Source organism: Aeromicrobium terrae (assembly GCF_008039565.1).
In the GTDB taxonomy this organism is placed as follows: Bacteria; Actinomycetota; Actinomycetes; order Propionibacteriales; family Nocardioidaceae; genus Aeromicrobium; species Aeromicrobium terrae.
In genome coordinates, this window is sequence record NZ_VDUX01000005.1 from 200680 (window position 1) to 216102 (window position 15423).

Sequence of the window (15423 nt, forward strand, 5' to 3'; positions counted from 1 at the left end):
CATGGCGAAGACGCTTGACGTCGATCTGCCCGTCGACATCTTCGACGTGCAGGTCAACATCCCGCTGATCCACCAGGTCGTCACGGCCCAGCTCGCCGCGGCGCGCCAGGGCACGCACGACGTGAAGTCCCGCGGCGAGGTCCGCGGCGGCGGCAAGAAGCCGTACCGCCAGAAGGGCACCGGCCGCGCCCGCCAGGGCTCGATCCGTGCGCCGCAGTACGCCGGCGGCGGCATCGTCCACGGCCCCACGCCGCGCTCGTACGACCAGCGCACGCCCAAGAAGATGAAGGCCGCCGCCCTCCGCGGTGCCCTCTCCGACCGGGCGCGCAGCGGTCGCGTGCACGTCGTCGAGTCGCTCGTCAGCGGTGACACCCCGTCCACCAAGGCCGCCGTCGCCGCGGTGCGCGAGCTCACCAGCCGCCCGCGCGTCCTCGTCGTCGTCGACTCCAGCGACACGCTGACGGTCAAGAGCCTGCGGAACGTCCAGGACCTGGTCCTGCTGCCGTTCGACCAGCTCAACACGTACGACGTCCTGAAGAGCGACGATCTCGTCTTCACCAAGGCCGCCTACGACGCGTTCGTGGCCGCCCGGTCCGCCGAGGGCGTGGCCACGCTCAAGCTGAGCAAGGCCGCCGTCGACGCCGACCCGGCGCCTGCCAAGAAGGCACCGGCCAAGAAGGCTCCGGCCAAGAAGGCTGCCCCGGCCGCCGACGAGGCGAAGGCCGAGACCGAGGCCCCGGCCAAGAAGACGACCGCCAAGAAGGCCCCGGCCAAGAAGGCTGCGGACGAGGCTCCGGCCAAGAAGACCGCCGCCAAGAAGACGGCCGCCAAGAAGGCCCCGGCGAAGAAGACCGCAGCCAAGAAGGCGCCGGCCGCCAAGAAGGCCCCCGCCAAGAAGGCCACGAAGAAGGAAGGTGACGACGCGTGAGCACCCTCCACAAGGATCACCGCGACGTGCTGATCGCCCCGGTCGTGAGCGAGAAGAGCTACGGCCTGCTCGACGACAACAAGTACACGTTCGTGGTGCACCCCGACGCCAACAAGACCGAGATCAAGATCGCCGTGGAGAAGATCTTCGGCGTCAAGGTCACCGCGGTGAACACGATGAACCGCAAGGGCAAGGTGCGTCGCACCCGCAACGGCGTCGGCAAGCGCAAGGACGTCAAGCGCGCGATCGTCAGCGTCGCCGCCGGACAGAGCATCGACATCTTCTCGAGCCCGAGCTGAGGACTGAGCAGACATGGCAATCCGCAAGTACAAGCCGACCACCCCGGGCCGTCGTGGCTCGAGTGTCGCCGACTTCGCCGAGGTCACCCGGTCGACGCCGGAGAAGTCCCTGGTCGAGCCGCTGCCCAAGAAGGGCGGTCGCAACAACCAGGGCCGGATCACCACGCGTCACCAGGGTGGCGGTCACAAGCGCGCCTACCGCGTCATCGACTTCCGTCGCCACGACAAGGACGGCGTGCCCGCGAAGGTCGCGCACATCGAGTACGACCCCAACCGCACCGCGCGCATCGCGCTGCTGCACTACGCCGACGGTGAGAAGCGCTACATCATCTGCCCCGAGGGCCTGAAGCAGGGCATGACGGTCGAGGCCGGTGTCGGCGCCGACATCAAGCCCGGCAACAACCTGCCGCTGCGCAACATCCCCGTGGGCACCGTGATCCACTGCATCGAGCTCCGCCCCGGCGGCGGCGCGAAGATGGGCCGCTCCGCCGGCGCTCGCGTCCAGCTCGTCGCCAAGGAGGGCAGCCGCGCGCAGCTGCGTCTGCCGTCCGGCGAGATGCGCTACGTCGACGTCCGCTGCCGCGCCAGCATCGGCGAGGTCGGCAACGCCGAGCAGTCCAACATCAACTGGGGCAAGGCCGGCCGCAACCGCTGGAAGGGCAAGCGCCCGACCGTCCGCGGCGTCGCCATGAACCCGATCGACCACCCGCACGGCGGTGGCGAGGGCAAGACCTCCGGTGGTCGCCACCCGGTCTCGCCGTGGGGCAAGCCCGAGGGCCGCACCCGCAAGAGCAAGCCCAGTGACCAGATGATCGTCCGCCGTCGCAAGTCCGGACGCTGAGGAAGGCCTGACGAATGCCACGCAGTTTGAAGAAGGGTCCGTTCGTGGACGACCACCTCGCCAAGAAGGTGGACGCCCAGAACGAGGCCGGCACGCACACCGTGATCAAGACCTGGTCGCGTCGCTCGATGATCCTGCCGTCCTTCATCGGGCACACGATCGCCGTGCACGACGGCCGCAAGCACGTCCCGGTCTTCATCACCGACGCGATGGTGGGTCACAAGCTGGGCGAGTTCGCCCCGACCCGCACCTTCCGTGGTCACGAGAAGGACGACCGAAAGGCGAAGAGGCGATGAGCGCAGCAACCCGCGAGAACGTCAGCGCGCGGCGCGAGCGTCTGCTGGGCGATCAGCCTGGCGCGTTCGCCGTGGCCCGCTTCGTGCGCGTCACGCCGCAGAAGGCCCGCCGCATCGGCGACCTCATCCGCGGCATGGAGGTCGAGGAGGCCCTGGCGATGCTGAAGTTCGCGCCGCAGGCCGTGGCCGAGAACTTCTACAAGCTCGTCGAGTCCGCCGCCGCGAACGCCGAGAGCACCGAGAACCTCAACCGCGAGACCCTCGTCATCAGCACCGTGCACGTCGACGAGGGCCCGACCATGAAGCGCTGGCGCCCGCGCGCCAAGGGTGCGGCCAACCGCATCCTCAAGCGCAGCAGCCACCTGACCGTCGTCGTGACGCCGAACAACCAGAAGGGAGCCTGAGCCGTGGGCCAGAAGATCAACCCGCACGGGTTCCGACTCGGCATCTCCACCGACCACAAGAGCCGCTGGTACGCCGACAAGCTGTACTCCAGCTACGTCGGTGAGGACGTCAAGATCCGCAAGATGCTCACCAAGGGCATGGACCGCGCCGGCATCAGCCGCGTGGAGATCGAGCGCACACGCGACCGCGTCCGCGTCGACATCCACACCGCGCGCCCGGGCATCGTCATCGGCCGCCGTGGCGCCGAGGCCGACCGCATCCGCGGCGACCTGGAGAAGCTCACCGGCAAGCAGGTGCAGCTGAACATCCTCGAGGTCAAGGCTCCGGAGCTCGACGCCCAGCTCGTCGCGCAGGGCGTGGCCGAGCAGCTGTCCGGTCGTGTGCAGTTCCGCCGCGCCATGCGCAAGGCGATGCAGACCACGATGCGCAGCGGCGCCAAGGGCATCCGCATCCAGTGCTCGGGCCGCCTCGGTGGCGCCGAGATGAGCCGCTCGGAGTTCTACCGCGAGGGCCGCGTGCCCCTGCACACGCTCCGCGCGGACGTCGACTACGGGTTCTACGAGGCCCGCACGACCTTCGGCCGCATCGGCGTGAAGGTCTGGATCTACAAGGGCGAGGTCGCCGGCACCCGTGCCGAGCGCGAGGCCGAGGCCGCCAAGCGTGCCGCCGCCCCGGGCCGCCGTCCGCAGCGCGGACGTCGTCCGGGCCGCGAGGGCGGTCCGGCCCAGGCCGAGCAGGCCGCGCCGGCCGAGGCAGCGGCTGCTCCGGCAGCCGCCGCTCCGAGCAGCGAGGGAGGGCAGTCCTGATGTTGATGCCCCGACGGGTCAAGTACCGCAAGCAGCACCACCCCACGCGCCGTGGCATGGCCAAGGGCGGCACCGAGCTCGCCTTCGGCGACTTCGGCATCCAGGCGCTCGAGGGCTCGTACGTCACCAACCGGCAGATCGAGTCCGCTCGTATCGCCATGACGCGTCACATCAAGCGTGGCGGCAAGGTCTGGATCAACATCTACCCGGACCGTCCGCTCACCAAGAAGCCGGCCGAGACCCGCATGGGTTCCGGCAAGGGCTCGCCCGAGTGGTGGGTCGCCAACGTCAAGCCCGGCCGCGTCATGTTCGAGCTGTCCGGCGTCGACGAGACCACCGCTCGCGAGGCCATGCGCCGCGCGATCCACAAGCTGCCGCTGAAGGCACGCTTCATCACCCGAGAGACAGGTGAGCTCTGATGGCGAACGACACCACCGCCGCCGAGCTGCGGGCCCTCGACGCCGAGACGCTCGAGGAGAAGCTGAAGGAGGCCAAGGAGGAGCTGTTCAACCTGCGCTTCCAGAACGCCACCGGCCAGCTCGACAACACCGCGCGACTCAAGACCGTGCGTCGCGAGATCGCCCGCATCTACACCGTCATCCGCGAGCGCGAGCTCGGGATCATCGAGGCGGTCTGACCATGGCTGAGAACACGAAGGACAACGCAGTGACCGAAGGACGGACCGCACGCAAGGTGCGCGAGGGCCTCGTCGTGAGCGACAAGATGGACAAGACCGTCGTCGTGAACGTCGAGGACCACGTGAAGCACCACCTGTACGGCAAGGTGCTCCGCCGCAACATCAAGCTCAAGGCTCACGACGAGGCCAACGAGGCCGGCGTCGGCGACCGGGTGCTCCTGATGGAGACCCGGCCGCTGTCGGCGACCAAGCGCTGGCGCGTCGTCGAGATCCTCGAGAAGGCCAAGTAGGAGATCGGCGATGATTCAGCAGGAGTCGCGACTCAAGGTCGCCGACAACACCGGTGCGAAGGAGATCCTCTGCATCCGGGTGCTCGGTGGCTCCGGTCGTCGTTACGCGGGCATCGGCGACACCATCGTCGCCACCGTCAAGGACGCGATCCCGGGCGGCAACGTCAAGAAGGGCGAGGTCGTCAAGGCGGTCGTCGTGCGCACCGTCAAGGAGCGTCGTCGTCCGGACGGCTCGTACATCAAGTTCGACGAGAACGCCGCCGTCATCCTCAAGGCCGACGGCGACCCGCGCGGAACCCGCATCTTCGGCCCCGTAGGCCGCGAGCTGCGCGACAAGAAGTTCATGCGCATCATCTCGCTCGCCCCGGAGGTGCTCTGACATGGCGAAGGCGAAGTCCGTATCGATCAAGAAGGGTGATCACGTCAAGGTGATCGCCGGCAACGACAAGGGCGTCGAGGGCAAGGTCATCGAGGTCCTCACCGACGTCGACCGCGTCGTCGTCGAGGGCGTGAACCGCGTCAAGCGGCACACCCGCGCCGGCCAGACCGGTGGCTCGAGCACCGGCGGCATCATCACCAGCGAGGCCCCGATCCACATCTCGAACGTGATGCTGGTCGTCGACGGCGACGGTGGCAAGACCACCTCCCGCGTCGGCTACCGCCGTGACGAGGTCACCAAGAGCCGTCCCGACGGCTCCACGTACACGGCGCAGCGCAGCGTGCGCATCGCCAGCAAGACCGGAAAGGAGATCTGAGATGGCAGACACCATCGAGGCCCCGCGCCTCAAGACGCGCTACCGCGAGGAGATCCTCCCGGCGCTGCGCGAGGAGTTCAGCTACGCCAACGTCATGCAGGTGCCCGGCCTGACCAAGATCGTGGTCAACATGGGCGTCGGCGAGGCGGCCCGTGACGGCAAGCTGATCGAGGGCGCCCTGCGCGACCTCACCGCGATCACCGGCCAGAAGCCGCAGGTCACCAAGGCCCGCAAGTCCATCGCGCAGTTCAAGCTGCGTGAGGGCATGCCGATCGGCGCGCACGTCACGCTGCGCGGCGACCGCATGTGGGAGTTCCTGGACCGCCTGCTCACGCTGGCCCTGCCCCGCATCCGCGACTTCCGTGGGCTCAGCCCGCGCCAGTTCGACGGCCGCGGCAACTACACGTTCGGCCTGACCGAGCAGGTCATGTTCCACGAGATCAACCAGGACCAGGTCGATCGCTCGCGGGGCATGGACATCACGGTCGTCACCTCGGCCACGAACGACGACGAGGGACGCGCGCTGCTCAAGCAGCTCGGCTTCCCGTTCAAGGAGAACTGACATGGCGAAGACCGGACTCAGGAACAAGGCGGCCCGCAAGCCCAAGTTCGCGGTCCGCGGCTACACGCGCTGCCAGCGCTGCGGCCGTCCGCGCTCCGTGTACAAGAAGTTCGGCCTCTGCCGCATCTGCCTTCGCGAGATGGCGCACCGCGGCGAGCTCCCCGGCATCACCAAGAGCAGCTGGTAACCACCCCACCACCGCTGAAGGTCCCCCAGCACTGCGGGAAACCACAGCGAGAAGGAAACAACACACCATGACGATGACCGACCCGATCGCCGACATGCTGACGCGTGTCCGCAACGGCAACCAGGCGTACCACGACTCCGTGAGCATGCCCTACTCCAAGCTGAAGGCCGGCGTGGCCGAGATCCTGCAGCAGGAGGGCTACATCACCGGGTTCTCGGTGGCCGAGCCGGCCGAGGGCGAGGTGGGCAAGACGCTCACCATCACCCTCAAGTACGGCCCGCACCGCGAGCGCTCGATCGCCGGCATCCGGCGCATCAGCAAGCCCGGTCTGCGCGTGTACGCGAAGTCGACCCACCTGCCCAAGGTGCTCGGCGGCCTCGGCGTGGCGATCATCTCCACGAGCCAGGGCCTCCTCACCGATCGACAGGCCAACAACAAGGGCGTAGGCGGAGAAGTTCTCGCCTACGTCTGGTGAGAACGGAAAGGACGAGACACATGTCGCGAATCGGCAAGATGCCCGTCGCCGTTCCCATGGGCGTCGAGGTCACCATCGAAGGCCAGGACGTGCGCGTCAAGGGCCCCAAGGGCGAGCTCGCGCACCGCGTGGCCGAGCCCATCACCGTCGCCAAGGGCGATGACGGCACCCTCGAGGTCGCCCGTCCCGACGACGAGCGCAGGAGCAAGGCGCTGCACGGCCTCTCCCGCACGCTGATCAACAACATGGTGGTCGGCGTGACCGAGGGCTACGAGAAGAAGCTCGAGATCGTCGGCGTCGGCTACCGCGTGCTCTCCAAGGGCCCCGCGGCGCTGGAGCTGCAGCTCGGCTTCAGCCACCCCGTGCCGTTCGAGGCTCCCGAGGGCATCACCTTCCAGGTGGAGTCCCCGGTGAAGTTCTCGGTGCACGGCATCGACAAGCAGCTCGTCGGCGAGGTCGCCGCGAACATCCGCAAGATCCGCAAGCCCGAGCCGTACAAGGGCAAGGGCGTGCGCTACGCCGGCGAGCGCGTGCTGCGCAAGGCCGGAAAGGCTGGTAAGTGACCATGGCCATCTCGATCAAGCACCGCAAGCACACCGCCGACCGTGTGGCGTCGCGTCAGCGTCGTCAGGTCCGCGGCCGCAAGCACATCCAGGGCTCGGCCGAGCGGCCGCGCCTGGTGGTCACGCGCTCGAGCAAGCACATCGTCGCGCAGGTCGTCAACGACCTCGAGGGCCGCACGCTCGCGTCGGCCTCGACGATGGAGGCCGATCTGCGCGCGTCCAGCGACGACAAGACGGCCAAGGCACGCAAGGTCGGCGAGCTCGTCGCCGATCGCGCCAAGGCCGCCGGCATCGAGACCGTGGTCTTCGACCGCGCCGGCAACAAGTACGCAGGACGCGTCGCGGCACTCGCCGACGGCGCCCGTGAAGCAGGTCTGGAGTTCTGATGACTGTGCAGCAGCCCAACACCTCCCGCAGGGGAGGCGGCGACCGCCGCGGTGGCCGCGGCGACCGTGGCGGCGACAAGTCCAACTACATCGAGAAGGTCGTCACGATCAACCGTGTCGCCAAGGTGGTCAAGGGTGGACGTCGGTTCAGCTTCACCGCCCTGGTGATCGTCGGTGACGGCGACGGCCAGGTCGGTGTCGGCTACGGCAAGGCCAAGGAGGTGCCCACCGCGATCGCGAAGGGTGTCGAGGAGGCGAAGAAGAACTTCTTCCGCGTCCCCCGCATCCAGGGCACCATCCCGCACCCGGTCCAGGGTGAGAAGGCCGCCGGCGTCGTGTTCCTGCGCCCGGCCTCGCCCGGTACCGGTGTCATCGCCGGTGGTCCGGTGCGTGCCGTGCTGGAGGCCGCCGGCATCCACGACGTGCTCAGCAAGTCGCTCGGCTCCTCGAACGCCATCAACATCGTCCACGCGACGGTGGAGGCGCTCCGCAGCCTCGAGTCGCCCGAGGACGTGGCCCAGCGCCGCGGCCTGACGGTCGAGGAGGTCGCCCCGGCGGCCCTCCTGCGTGCCGGTGAGCAGGGTGTCGCCGAGGCCGCCAAGGCCGAGGCCGAGGTGGGTGCGTGATGACGAAGCTCCAGATCACCCAGGTTCGTTCGGCGATCGGTCGCCAGCAGAACCAGCGGCACACCTTGCGGTCGCTGGGTCTCAAGCGCATCGGCGACGTCGTCGTCAAGGAGGATCGTCCCGAGATCCGCGGCATGGCCGAGTCCATCCCGCACCTCGTGGACCTCAAGGAGGTTGACTGACATGGCGCTCAAGCTGCATCACCTGCGCCCGGCCCCCGGGGCCAAGACCGCCAAGACCCGCGTGGGTCGTGGTGAGGGCTCGAAGGGCAAGACCGCCGGTCGTGGCACCAAGGGCACCAAGGCTCGCTACCAGGTCTCTGAGGCGTTCGAGGGCGGCCAGACGCCGCTGCACATGCGCCTGCCGAAGCTGAAGGGGTTCACGAACCCGTTCCGCGTCGAGTACCAGGTCGTGAACGTGGGCCGCATCGCCTCGCTGTTCCCGGAGGGTGGCGCCGTCGACCTCGACGCGCTGGTCTCCAAGGGCGCGGTCCGCAAGGGCCAGCCCGTCAAGGTGCTCGGCAACGGCGACATCGACGTCGCCGTGCAGGTCTCGGCACACCAGTTCTCCGGCTCGGCCAAGACCAAGATCGAGGCCGCCGGGGGCAGCGTCACCGAGCTCTGACGTCTTGCAGCCGGCCCCCAGGGGCCGGCTGTTAGAGTCACCACGCCCGTCTCAGGAGGATCTCGCTCGTGCTCAGCGCCTTTGCCAACGCGTTCCGGACACCGGACCTGCGTCGCAAGCTTCTGTTCGTGCTGGGCATCGTGGTGCTGTTCCGCCTCGGCTCGACCCTGCCGGCGCCCGGCATCGACGTCGGCAACGTCCAGAAGTGCGTCGACCTCGCGTCCCAGGGTGAGAACAGCAGCCTGTTCGCCCTGATCAACGTGTTCTCCGGCGGCGCGCTCCTGCAGCTCACCGTGTTCGCGCTGGGCATCATGCCCTACATCACCGCGAGCATCATCCTGCAGCTGCTCGTCGTCGTGATCCCGCGGCTGGAGGCCCTCAAGAAGGAGGGCCAGGCCGGCCAGGCGAAGATCACGCAGTACACGCGCTACCTCACGCTGGGCCTGGCGATCCTGCAGGCCACCGGCATCGTGGCGCTCGCCCGCAGCGGCCAGCTCTTCGGCGGCGCCGACTGCGGCGACCTCCTCTACAAGCCCGACTCGATCCCGGCGTTCCTCCTCATCGTCCTGACGATGGTGGCGGGCACGGCCGTGATCATGTGGCTCGGCGAGCTCATCACCGACCGCGGTATCGGCAACGGCATGTCGATCCTGATCTTCACCCAGGTCGTCGCCACCTTCCCCGGCGCCCTGTGGCTCATCAAGACCCAGAAGGGCTGGACCACCTTCATCATGGTGATGCTGGTCGGCCTGGTCGTGGTCGCGGCCGTCATCTTCATGGAGCAGGCGCAGCGCCGCATCCCGGTGCAGTACGCCAAGCGCATGGTCGGCCGCCGCATGTTCGGCGGCTCGTCCACCTACATCCCGCTGAAGGTCAACCAGGCCGGCATCATCCCGGTCATCTTCTCCTCGAGCCTGCTGTACCTGCCGGCGCTGTACGCCCAGTTCCAGCCCGAGGGCACCGGCTCGGCATGGATCACCAGCCACCTCGTGCGGGGCGACCACCCGTACTACATGATCACGTACTTCGCGTTGACCGTGTTCTTCACGTACTTCTACGTGGCGATCACCTTCAACCCGGAGGAAGTCGCCGACAACATGAAGAAGTACGGCGGCTTCATCCCCGGCATCCGTGCCGGCCGTCCGACCCAGGACTACCTCGCCTACGTCCTCAGCCGCATCACGGCCCCGGGCGCTGCGTACCTCGGCCTCATCGCGTTGATCCCGATGATCGCCATCGCGTTGCTGAACGCGAGCCAGAACTTCCCCTTCGGCGGCACGACGATCCTGATCATCGTCGGCGTCGGGCTCGACACCGTGAAGCAGATCGAGAGCCAGCTCCAGCAGCGAAACTACGAAGGGTTCTTGCGCTGATGCGCCTGATCATCATGGGCCCGCCGGGCGCGGGCAAGGGGACGCAGGCGGAGGCCCTGGCCGACCGCATCGGGGGCGCCCACATCTCCACCGGCGACATCTTCCGTGCCAACGTCGCCGACCGCACCGAGCTCGGGCTCACCGCCCAGCGCTACATGGACGCCGGCGAGTACGTGCCCGACGAGGTCACGAACGCCATGGTGAAGGACCGGCTGTCGCAGGACGACGCCCGCGAGTCGTTCATCCTCGACGGCTACCCGCGGACGCTCGACCAGGTCTCCACGCTCGACGGCATCCTCGACGAGCTCGACCGACCGCTCGACGTCGTGCTGGCGCTGACGGTCGACTCCGAGGAGCTCATCGGCCGGCTGCTGAAGCGCGCGCAGACGAGCGGTCGCGCCGACGACACCGAAGAGGTCATCCGGCACCGCCAGGAGGTCTACACGGCCGAGACCTCGCCGCTGCTCGAGGTGTACCGCGACCGCGGCATCCTCCGGGAGGTCGACGGCATGGGCGACATCGACGAGGTCGCGCGGCGCATCGACGAGGCCCTCGAGGCCGACTCAGTCGACGCCTGACCGCCTCTTCCTCATGGGCTTGTTCGGCCGGCGGGGCGTCGAGATCAAGACGCCCGAGCAGATCGCGGTCATGCGCGAGGCCGGGCTGGTCGTCGCCCGCACGCTGCAGGCCGTGCGTGAGGCCGTGGCTCCAGGCGTGAGCACCGCAGAGCTCGACTCGCTCGCCCACGACACCATCCGCGCGCACGGCGCCACCTCCAACTTCCTCGGCTACGGCGCCGGCTCCGGGGTCCAGGGGTTCCCGGGCGTGATCTGCACGTCGGTGAACGACGAGGTCGTGCACGGCATCCCGGGTCCGCGCGTGCTGCGCGACGGCGACGTCGTGTCCATCGACTGCGGCGCGATCGTCGACGGCTGGCACGGCGATTCCGCCATCACCGTCGCGGTGGGCGAGGCGGCACCGGAGCTCACCGAGCTGATCCGCGTCACGGAGCAGGCGATGCTCCAGGGGATCGCGGCGGCCCGGCCCGGCGGTCGCGTCACGGACATCGGCCACGCCGTGCAGACGTACGTGGAGTCGCAGGGCTCCTACGGCATCGTCGAGGGCTACACCGGCCACGGCATCGGCACGGCCATGCACCAGGCGCCGGACGTCCCGAACGTCGGCCCCGCCGGCCGCGGGCCCAAGCTCGTACCGGGCATCGCGCTCGCCGTCGAGCCGATGATCACGCTGGGCGGCGCCGCCACCCGCACGTTGGACGACGACTGGACGGTCGTCACCACCGACGGCTCCTGGGCCGCGCACTTCGAGCACACCTTCGCCCTCACAGAAGACGGTCCGGTGGTGCTCACAGCGCTAGGCTGACCGCTCATGGACGTCGTGCGCGCGCCGGACGAGCGCTTCGCGAACCTGCCGGGCTATCCGTTCGAGCCGCACTGGGTCGACGTCCCGGCCCCCGACGGCCTGATGCTGCGCATGCACTACGTCGACGAGGGGCCGCGCGACGGCCAGGTCGTCGTGCTGCTGCACGGCGAGCCGACGTGGAGCTACCTGTACCGCACGATGATCCCGCCGCTCGTCGAGGCCGGGCACCGCGTGCTCGCGCCGGACCTCATCGGGTTCGGCCGCTCCGACCAGCCGGTCGAGCGCTCGGCGTACACCTACCAGCGCCACGTCACCTGGGTCGTCGCCTGGATGGACGCGCTCGAGCTGCAGGACGTCACTCCTTTCGTGCAGGACTGGGGCTCGCTCATCGGCCTGCGCATCGTGGGGGAGCAGCCGGAGCGCTTCGCCCGTGTCATGGTCGGCAACGGCTTCCTGCCCACCGCCGACCGCAAGGCGGGCCGGGCGTTCGGCATCTGGCGCGCGTTCGCGCGCTGGTCGCCGGTCTTCCCGGTCGGCCGCATCGTGAAGACCGGCACCGTCACCGACGTCCCCAAGGACGTCCTGGCCGGCTACGACGCCCCGTTCCCGTCGCGACGCCACCTCGCCGGCGCCCGGGCCTTCCCGAACCTGGTGCCCACCGAGCCCGACGACGTCGCCGTGCCCGCGAACCGCGCGGCCTGGGAGGCGCTGGGTCGGTTCGAGAAGCCGTTCCTGTGCGTCTTCGGGGAGAACGACCCGATCCTCGGCCGCGGAGACCGGCCGCTGATCGCCCACGTGCCCGGCGCCCAGGGACAGCCCCACGACCGCATCCGCGGCGGCCACTTCATCCAGGAGGACGCCGGACCCGAGCTGGCCCGCCGACTGGTCGACTGGATGGCCCGCACGCGCTGACAGTGACGTTTTCGCCCGGTTTTCGTCGAAAACCGGGCGAAAACGTCACTCCCAGCGGGGACGCATCCGTCAGGCGTGCAGCTCCATCGTGCAGCACTTCACGCTGCCGCCGGACTTGAGCAGCTCGCCCAGGTCCACGGGCACCGGGGCGTAGCCGCGGTCGCGCAGCGCGCCGGCCAGCTCGATCGCGGCGGACGGCAGGACGACGTGCAGGCCGTCGCTGACCGCGTTGAGGCCGAGCACGAGAGCATCGAGCTCGCTCACGATCAGCGCGTCCGGGAACAGGTCGCGCAGCGTGCGGCGGCTGTGCGGGCTGAAGGCGCCGGGGAAGTAGGCGATGTCGGCCGGAGCGTCGCCCGTGCCGTCGTCGAGCACCGCGAGCGCGGTGTCGAGGTGGTAGAAGCGCGGGTCGACGAGCTCGAGCGAGACGACGGGCCGGTCGAGCACCTCGGCGGCCTCGACATGGGCCTCCAGGGACGTGCGGAAGCCGGTGCCGGCCAGGATCATCGAGCCGAGCACGAGAAAGTCGCCCTCGCCCTCGTTGGTGTGCGCGGGGTCGACGACGTCATGGCCCGCGTCCCGGAGGAACGCGGTGAACGCGGCGGCCTCGGCCTGTCGCTCGGGGTGGCGGAACTTCGCCCCGTAGGTGCGGCCGCCGACGGTGAGGCCGCCGTTCGCGGCGAAGACCATGTCGGGCTGGCCGGGGGCGGGGCTCACGAGGTCGACCCGGTGGCCGAGGGCGAGGTAGGCGTGCCGCAGGACGTCCCACTGCACGGTCGCGCGCTCGGCGTCGACCGGGACGCTGGCGTCCATCCAGGGGTTGATCGCGTACTCGACGGCGAAGTGCGTGGGCGGGCACATGACGTAGTGACGGGTGCGGGCCTGGCGAGCCGGCCTGGGTGACAGGCGGGTGTCGAGCACGGTCATGGGCGTCCCTCCCTCGGACTGCGGATGCAACAGATCAATGCTAGAGGGCCGTCGTGGCACAGCACGAACCCGAAATCGACCGTATCAGTGGTGAATTCTTGCGTCGATTGAGGATCGGCGGCGATTTCTTGCAAGACTGACCTCATGGATGCCGTGGACCGCAAGATCATCGACTGCCTCGTCGCCGACGGGCGCTCCGGATACGCCGCGATCGGCGACCAGGTCGGCCTCTCCGCCCCGGCGGTGAAGCGCCGCGTGGACCGACTCGTCGACGACGGCGTGATCAGGGGCTTCACGGCCGTGCTCGACGCCGCTCACCTGGGCTGGACCACCGAGGCGTACGTCGAGGTGCACTGCAATGGCACCATCGCCCCCGACGAGCTGCGGGCGTCGTTCTCGCGGGTGCCCGAGGTGCACGCCGCGGCCACGGTCTCCGGGCCGGCCGACGCGATCCTGCACATCGTCGCCCGCGACGTCCGCGACCTCGAGCGCGCCCTGGAACGTGTGCGTGTGGAGACCGCCAACGTCGACCACACCAACACCTCGATCGTCCTGTCCCGCCTGATCGGGGGAGCGGGAAGCAACCCGGTGGTCGAGTGACCTGACGGGGTCTCGTCACCCTGACGCCTTCGGCGTGACGCGCTCGACCTCCTCCGGCGCTCGCTCGCAGAGCTCGCGCCGCCTGCGGATTTGAATACCGCCTGGTGACCGGCGTAGACTTACCTGTCGGCCTAGTCAGGCACGTCCTCCCTGCTCCGGGTCCGCGAAAGCGGATGGGGCAGACACGTGTCAGGCGCCGGCCGACCGACGAAGCGAACGAAGAAGGGTTGCATGGCGAAGAAGGAAGGCGTCATCGAGATGGAGGGCGCCGTGGTCGAGGCGCTGCCCAACGCGATGTTCCGCGTGGAGCTGGCCAACGGTCACAAGGTCCTCGCGCACATCAGCGGCAAGATGCGCCAGCACTACATCCGGATCCTCCCCGAGGACCGGGTCGTGGTGGAGCTCTCGCCGTACGACCTCTCCCGCGGTCGCATCGTCTACCGATACAAGTGAACGTCCGTACACGTTCAGAGACCCGAAAGCAGTTCTGACATGAAGGTCAACCCGAGCGTGAAGAGGATCTGTGACAAGTGCAAGGTGATTCGTCGCCACGGCCGCGTCATGGTGATCTGCGAGAACCCCCGGCACAAGCAGCGCCAGGGCTGACCGACTCTCTTCACCAGCACCACTGAACATCTGACGGCTCACGCAGCACCCGCTGCGTGTCACCCCCGACGCAGAGGTCGGGGCCCGGCCCCGCCATCGAGTGGGGAGACAGCCGGGGCGCCCCAGATGCCGACACCTCTGCTGAACAGAAGGAAACGCCACTCATGGCACGTCTCATCGGAGTCGATCTCCCGCGCGAGAAGCGCGTCGAGGTCGCCCTCACGTACATCTTCGGCATCGGCCGGACGCGCGCCCAGCAGACGCTGGCCGCCACCGGCGTCAGCCCGGACCTCCGCGTCCACGAGCTGACCGACGACCAGCTCGTCGCGCTGCGCGATCACATCGAGGCCGAGTACCAGGTCGAGGGCGACCTGCGTCGCGAGGTCCAGGCGGACATCCGCCGCAAGATGGAGATCGGCAGCTACCAGGGCCGCCGCCACCGTGCGCACCTGCCGGTCCGCGGCCAGCGCACCAAGACCAACGCGCGCACCCGCAAGGGTCCGAAGCGCACCGTCGCCGGAAAGAAGAAGTGATCTAGCGCATGCCTCCCAAGACCACTGGCGCCAAGAAGACGCGCCGCAAGGTGAAGAAGAACGTCGCTCAGGGCGAGGCCCACATCAAGAGCACGTTCAACAACACGCACGTCACGATCACGGACCCGTCGGGTGCCGTCATCGCGTGGGCCTCCGGCGGAACCGTCGGCTTCAAGGGCTCGCGCAAGTCCACGCCGTTCGCCGCCGGCATGGCCGCCGAGGCCGCCGGTCGCCAGGCGATGGACCACGGGATGAAGAAGGTCGACGTCTTCGTCAAGGGCCCGGGCTCGGGCCGTGAGACGGCGATCCGCTCGCTGAGCGCCGTCGGCCTCGAGGTCGGCACCATCTCCGACGTCACCCCCAGCCCGCACAACGGCTGCCGTCCCCCGAAGCACCGGAGGCTCTGACC

At 68.9% G+C, this 15423-nt stretch carries 29 protein-coding genes; 28 read left to right on the forward strand and 1 reads right to left on the reverse strand.

The annotated features are described in order from the left end of the window. The first annotated feature begins 1 nt into the window (after position 1). The 23 genes from rplD to FHP06_RS12170 all read left to right on the forward strand — a co-directional run bounded on the left by rplD (position 2) and on the right by FHP06_RS12170 (position 12348). Positions 2 to 928: a 50S ribosomal protein L4 gene (gene rplD / locus FHP06_RS16355; RefSeq protein WP_147687026.1), complete on the forward strand. Its 927-nt coding sequence runs from the start codon at positions 2 to 4 to the stop codon at positions 926 to 928. After that, positions 925 to 1227 (forward strand): 50S ribosomal protein L23, encoded by a 303-nt coding sequence (gene rplW, locus FHP06_RS12065; RefSeq protein WP_147687027.1) that lies wholly within the window; start codon positions 925 to 927, stop codon positions 1225 to 1227. The genes rplD and rplW overlap by 4 nt, the downstream gene beginning before the upstream one ends. Before the next feature lie 13 nt (positions 1228 to 1240). Next, complete coding sequence (gene rplB / locus FHP06_RS12070) at positions 1241 to 2068, forward strand: 50S ribosomal protein L2 (RefSeq protein ID WP_147687028.1); 828 nt, start codon at positions 1241 to 1243, stop codon at positions 2066 to 2068. A gap of 14 nt (positions 2069 to 2082) precedes the next feature. Beyond that, entirely contained in the window at positions 2083 to 2364 is a 282-nt protein-coding gene (gene rpsS / locus FHP06_RS12075; protein ID WP_147687029.1) for a 30S ribosomal protein S19, read from the forward strand. Further along, positions 2361 to 2768, forward strand: coding sequence for a 50S ribosomal protein L22 (gene rplV / locus FHP06_RS12080; protein WP_147687030.1), 408 nt, complete (start codon positions 2361 to 2363; stop codon positions 2766 to 2768). Before rpsS ends, rplV begins: the two co-directional genes overlap by 4 nt. Positions 2769 to 2771: 3 nt before the next feature. Next, the gene (rpsC, locus tag FHP06_RS12085) at positions 2772 to 3575 is read left to right on the forward strand and encodes a 30S ribosomal protein S3 (RefSeq protein ID WP_147687031.1); all 804 of its coding nucleotides are present in this window, start codon (positions 2772 to 2774) and stop codon (positions 3573 to 3575) included. Further along, positions 3575 to 3994 carry a 50S ribosomal protein L16 gene (gene rplP, locus FHP06_RS12090; protein WP_147687032.1) on the forward strand — a complete coding sequence of 140 codons (420 nt, stop codon included), beginning with the start codon at positions 3575 to 3577 and terminating at the stop codon, positions 3992 to 3994. The genes rpsC and rplP overlap by 1 nt, the downstream gene beginning before the upstream one ends. Beyond that, positions 3994 to 4212 (forward strand): 50S ribosomal protein L29, encoded by a 219-nt coding sequence (gene rpmC, locus FHP06_RS12095; RefSeq protein ID WP_147687033.1) that lies wholly within the window; start codon positions 3994 to 3996, stop codon positions 4210 to 4212. The genes rplP and rpmC overlap by 1 nt, the downstream gene beginning before the upstream one ends. Positions 4213 to 4214: 2 nt before the next feature. Continuing rightward, positions 4215 to 4502: a 30S ribosomal protein S17 gene (gene rpsQ / locus FHP06_RS12100; protein WP_147687034.1), complete on the forward strand. Its 288-nt coding sequence runs from the start codon at positions 4215 to 4217 to the stop codon at positions 4500 to 4502. Between the two features lie 10 nt (positions 4503 to 4512). Further along, positions 4513 to 4881, forward strand: coding sequence for a 50S ribosomal protein L14 (gene rplN / locus FHP06_RS12105; RefSeq protein WP_007078626.1), 369 nt, complete (start codon positions 4513 to 4515; stop codon positions 4879 to 4881). A gap of 1 nt (position 4882) precedes the next feature. Then, positions 4883 to 5257, forward strand: coding sequence for a 50S ribosomal protein L24 (gene rplX, locus FHP06_RS12110; RefSeq protein WP_147687035.1), 375 nt, complete (start codon positions 4883 to 4885; stop codon positions 5255 to 5257). 1 nt (position 5258) lies between these two features. After that, positions 5259 to 5819 (forward strand): 50S ribosomal protein L5, encoded by a 561-nt coding sequence (rplE, locus tag FHP06_RS12115; protein WP_147687036.1) that lies wholly within the window; start codon positions 5259 to 5261, stop codon positions 5817 to 5819. 1 nt (position 5820) lies between these two features. Then, positions 5821 to 6006, forward strand: coding sequence for a type Z 30S ribosomal protein S14 (locus tag FHP06_RS12120; RefSeq protein ID WP_147687037.1), 186 nt, complete (start codon positions 5821 to 5823; stop codon positions 6004 to 6006). Between the two features lie 67 nt (positions 6007 to 6073). Then, positions 6074 to 6481 (forward strand): 30S ribosomal protein S8, encoded by a 408-nt coding sequence (gene rpsH, locus FHP06_RS12125; RefSeq protein WP_147687038.1) that lies wholly within the window; start codon positions 6074 to 6076, stop codon positions 6479 to 6481. Between the two features lie 20 nt (positions 6482 to 6501). Beyond that, complete coding sequence (gene rplF, locus FHP06_RS12130; RefSeq protein ID WP_147687039.1) at positions 6502 to 7044, forward strand: 50S ribosomal protein L6; 543 nt, start codon at positions 6502 to 6504, stop codon at positions 7042 to 7044. A 2-nt stretch (positions 7045 to 7046) separates the two neighbouring features. Next, positions 7047 to 7430: a 50S ribosomal protein L18 gene (rplR, locus tag FHP06_RS12135; RefSeq protein ID WP_147687092.1), complete on the forward strand. Its 384-nt coding sequence runs from the start codon at positions 7047 to 7049 to the stop codon at positions 7428 to 7430. Then, positions 7430 to 8056, forward strand: coding sequence for a 30S ribosomal protein S5 (rpsE, locus tag FHP06_RS12140; protein WP_147687040.1), 627 nt, complete (start codon positions 7430 to 7432; stop codon positions 8054 to 8056). The genes rplR and rpsE overlap by 1 nt, the downstream gene beginning before the upstream one ends. Next, a complete protein-coding gene (gene rpmD / locus FHP06_RS12145) occupies positions 8056 to 8238 on the forward strand; it encodes a 50S ribosomal protein L30 (protein ID WP_147687041.1) in 183 nt (60 codons plus the stop codon). Before rpsE ends, rpmD begins: the two co-directional genes overlap by 1 nt. A gap of 1 nt (position 8239) precedes the next feature. Beyond that, the gene (gene rplO / locus FHP06_RS12150; RefSeq protein WP_147687042.1) at positions 8240 to 8680 is read left to right on the forward strand and encodes a 50S ribosomal protein L15; all 441 of its coding nucleotides are present in this window, start codon (positions 8240 to 8242) and stop codon (positions 8678 to 8680) included. Between the two features lie 68 nt (positions 8681 to 8748). Beyond that, positions 8749 to 10053 carry a preprotein translocase subunit SecY gene (gene secY / locus FHP06_RS12155; protein WP_147687043.1) on the forward strand — a complete coding sequence of 435 codons (1305 nt, stop codon included), beginning with the start codon at positions 8749 to 8751 and terminating at the stop codon, positions 10051 to 10053. After that, entirely contained in the window at positions 10053 to 10631 is a 579-nt protein-coding gene (locus tag FHP06_RS12160) for an adenylate kinase (RefSeq protein ID WP_147687044.1), read from the forward strand. The genes secY and FHP06_RS12160 overlap by 1 nt, the downstream gene beginning before the upstream one ends. 13 nt (positions 10632 to 10644) lie before the next feature. Then, entirely contained in the window at positions 10645 to 11436 is a 792-nt protein-coding gene (gene map, locus FHP06_RS12165; protein ID WP_147687045.1) for a type I methionyl aminopeptidase, read from the forward strand. Between the two features lie 6 nt (positions 11437 to 11442). After that, positions 11443 to 12348: a haloalkane dehalogenase gene (locus FHP06_RS12170; protein ID WP_147687046.1), complete on the forward strand. Its 906-nt coding sequence runs from the start codon at positions 11443 to 11445 to the stop codon at positions 12346 to 12348. A gap of 69 nt (positions 12349 to 12417) precedes the next feature. On the opposite strand, the gene ddaH is transcribed toward FHP06_RS12170, so the two are convergent. Further along, complete coding sequence (gene ddaH / locus FHP06_RS12175; RefSeq protein WP_147687047.1) at positions 12418 to 13275, reverse strand: dimethylargininase; 858 nt, start codon at positions 13273 to 13275, stop codon at positions 12418 to 12420. Positions 13276 to 13419: 144 nt separating this feature from the next. Between ddaH and FHP06_RS12180 the strand changes: the two genes are divergently transcribed. The 5 genes from FHP06_RS12180 to rpsK all read left to right on the forward strand — a co-directional run bounded on the left by FHP06_RS12180 (position 13420) and on the right by rpsK (position 15421). Continuing rightward, complete coding sequence (locus tag FHP06_RS12180; RefSeq protein WP_147687048.1) at positions 13420 to 13875, forward strand: Lrp/AsnC family transcriptional regulator; 456 nt, start codon at positions 13420 to 13422, stop codon at positions 13873 to 13875. A gap of 231 nt (positions 13876 to 14106) precedes the next feature. Beyond that, complete coding sequence (gene infA, locus FHP06_RS12185; RefSeq protein ID WP_007078610.1) at positions 14107 to 14328, forward strand: translation initiation factor IF-1; 222 nt, start codon at positions 14107 to 14109, stop codon at positions 14326 to 14328. Positions 14329 to 14367: 39 nt separating this feature from the next. Further along, positions 14368 to 14481, forward strand: a complete 114-nt coding sequence (gene rpmJ / locus FHP06_RS12190; protein ID WP_056734976.1) for a 50S ribosomal protein L36 — start codon at positions 14368 to 14370, stop codon at positions 14479 to 14481. Between the two features lie 164 nt (positions 14482 to 14645). After that, on the forward strand, positions 14646 to 15014 hold the full coding sequence (gene rpsM, locus FHP06_RS12195) for a 30S ribosomal protein S13 (protein ID WP_147687049.1): 369 nt from the start codon (positions 14646 to 14648) through the stop codon (positions 15012 to 15014). A gap of 8 nt (positions 15015 to 15022) precedes the next feature. Continuing rightward, positions 15023 to 15421, forward strand: coding sequence for a 30S ribosomal protein S11 (rpsK, locus tag FHP06_RS12200; protein ID WP_147687050.1), 399 nt, complete (start codon positions 15023 to 15025; stop codon positions 15419 to 15421). The last annotated feature ends 2 nt before the right edge of the window (positions 15422 to 15423 follow it).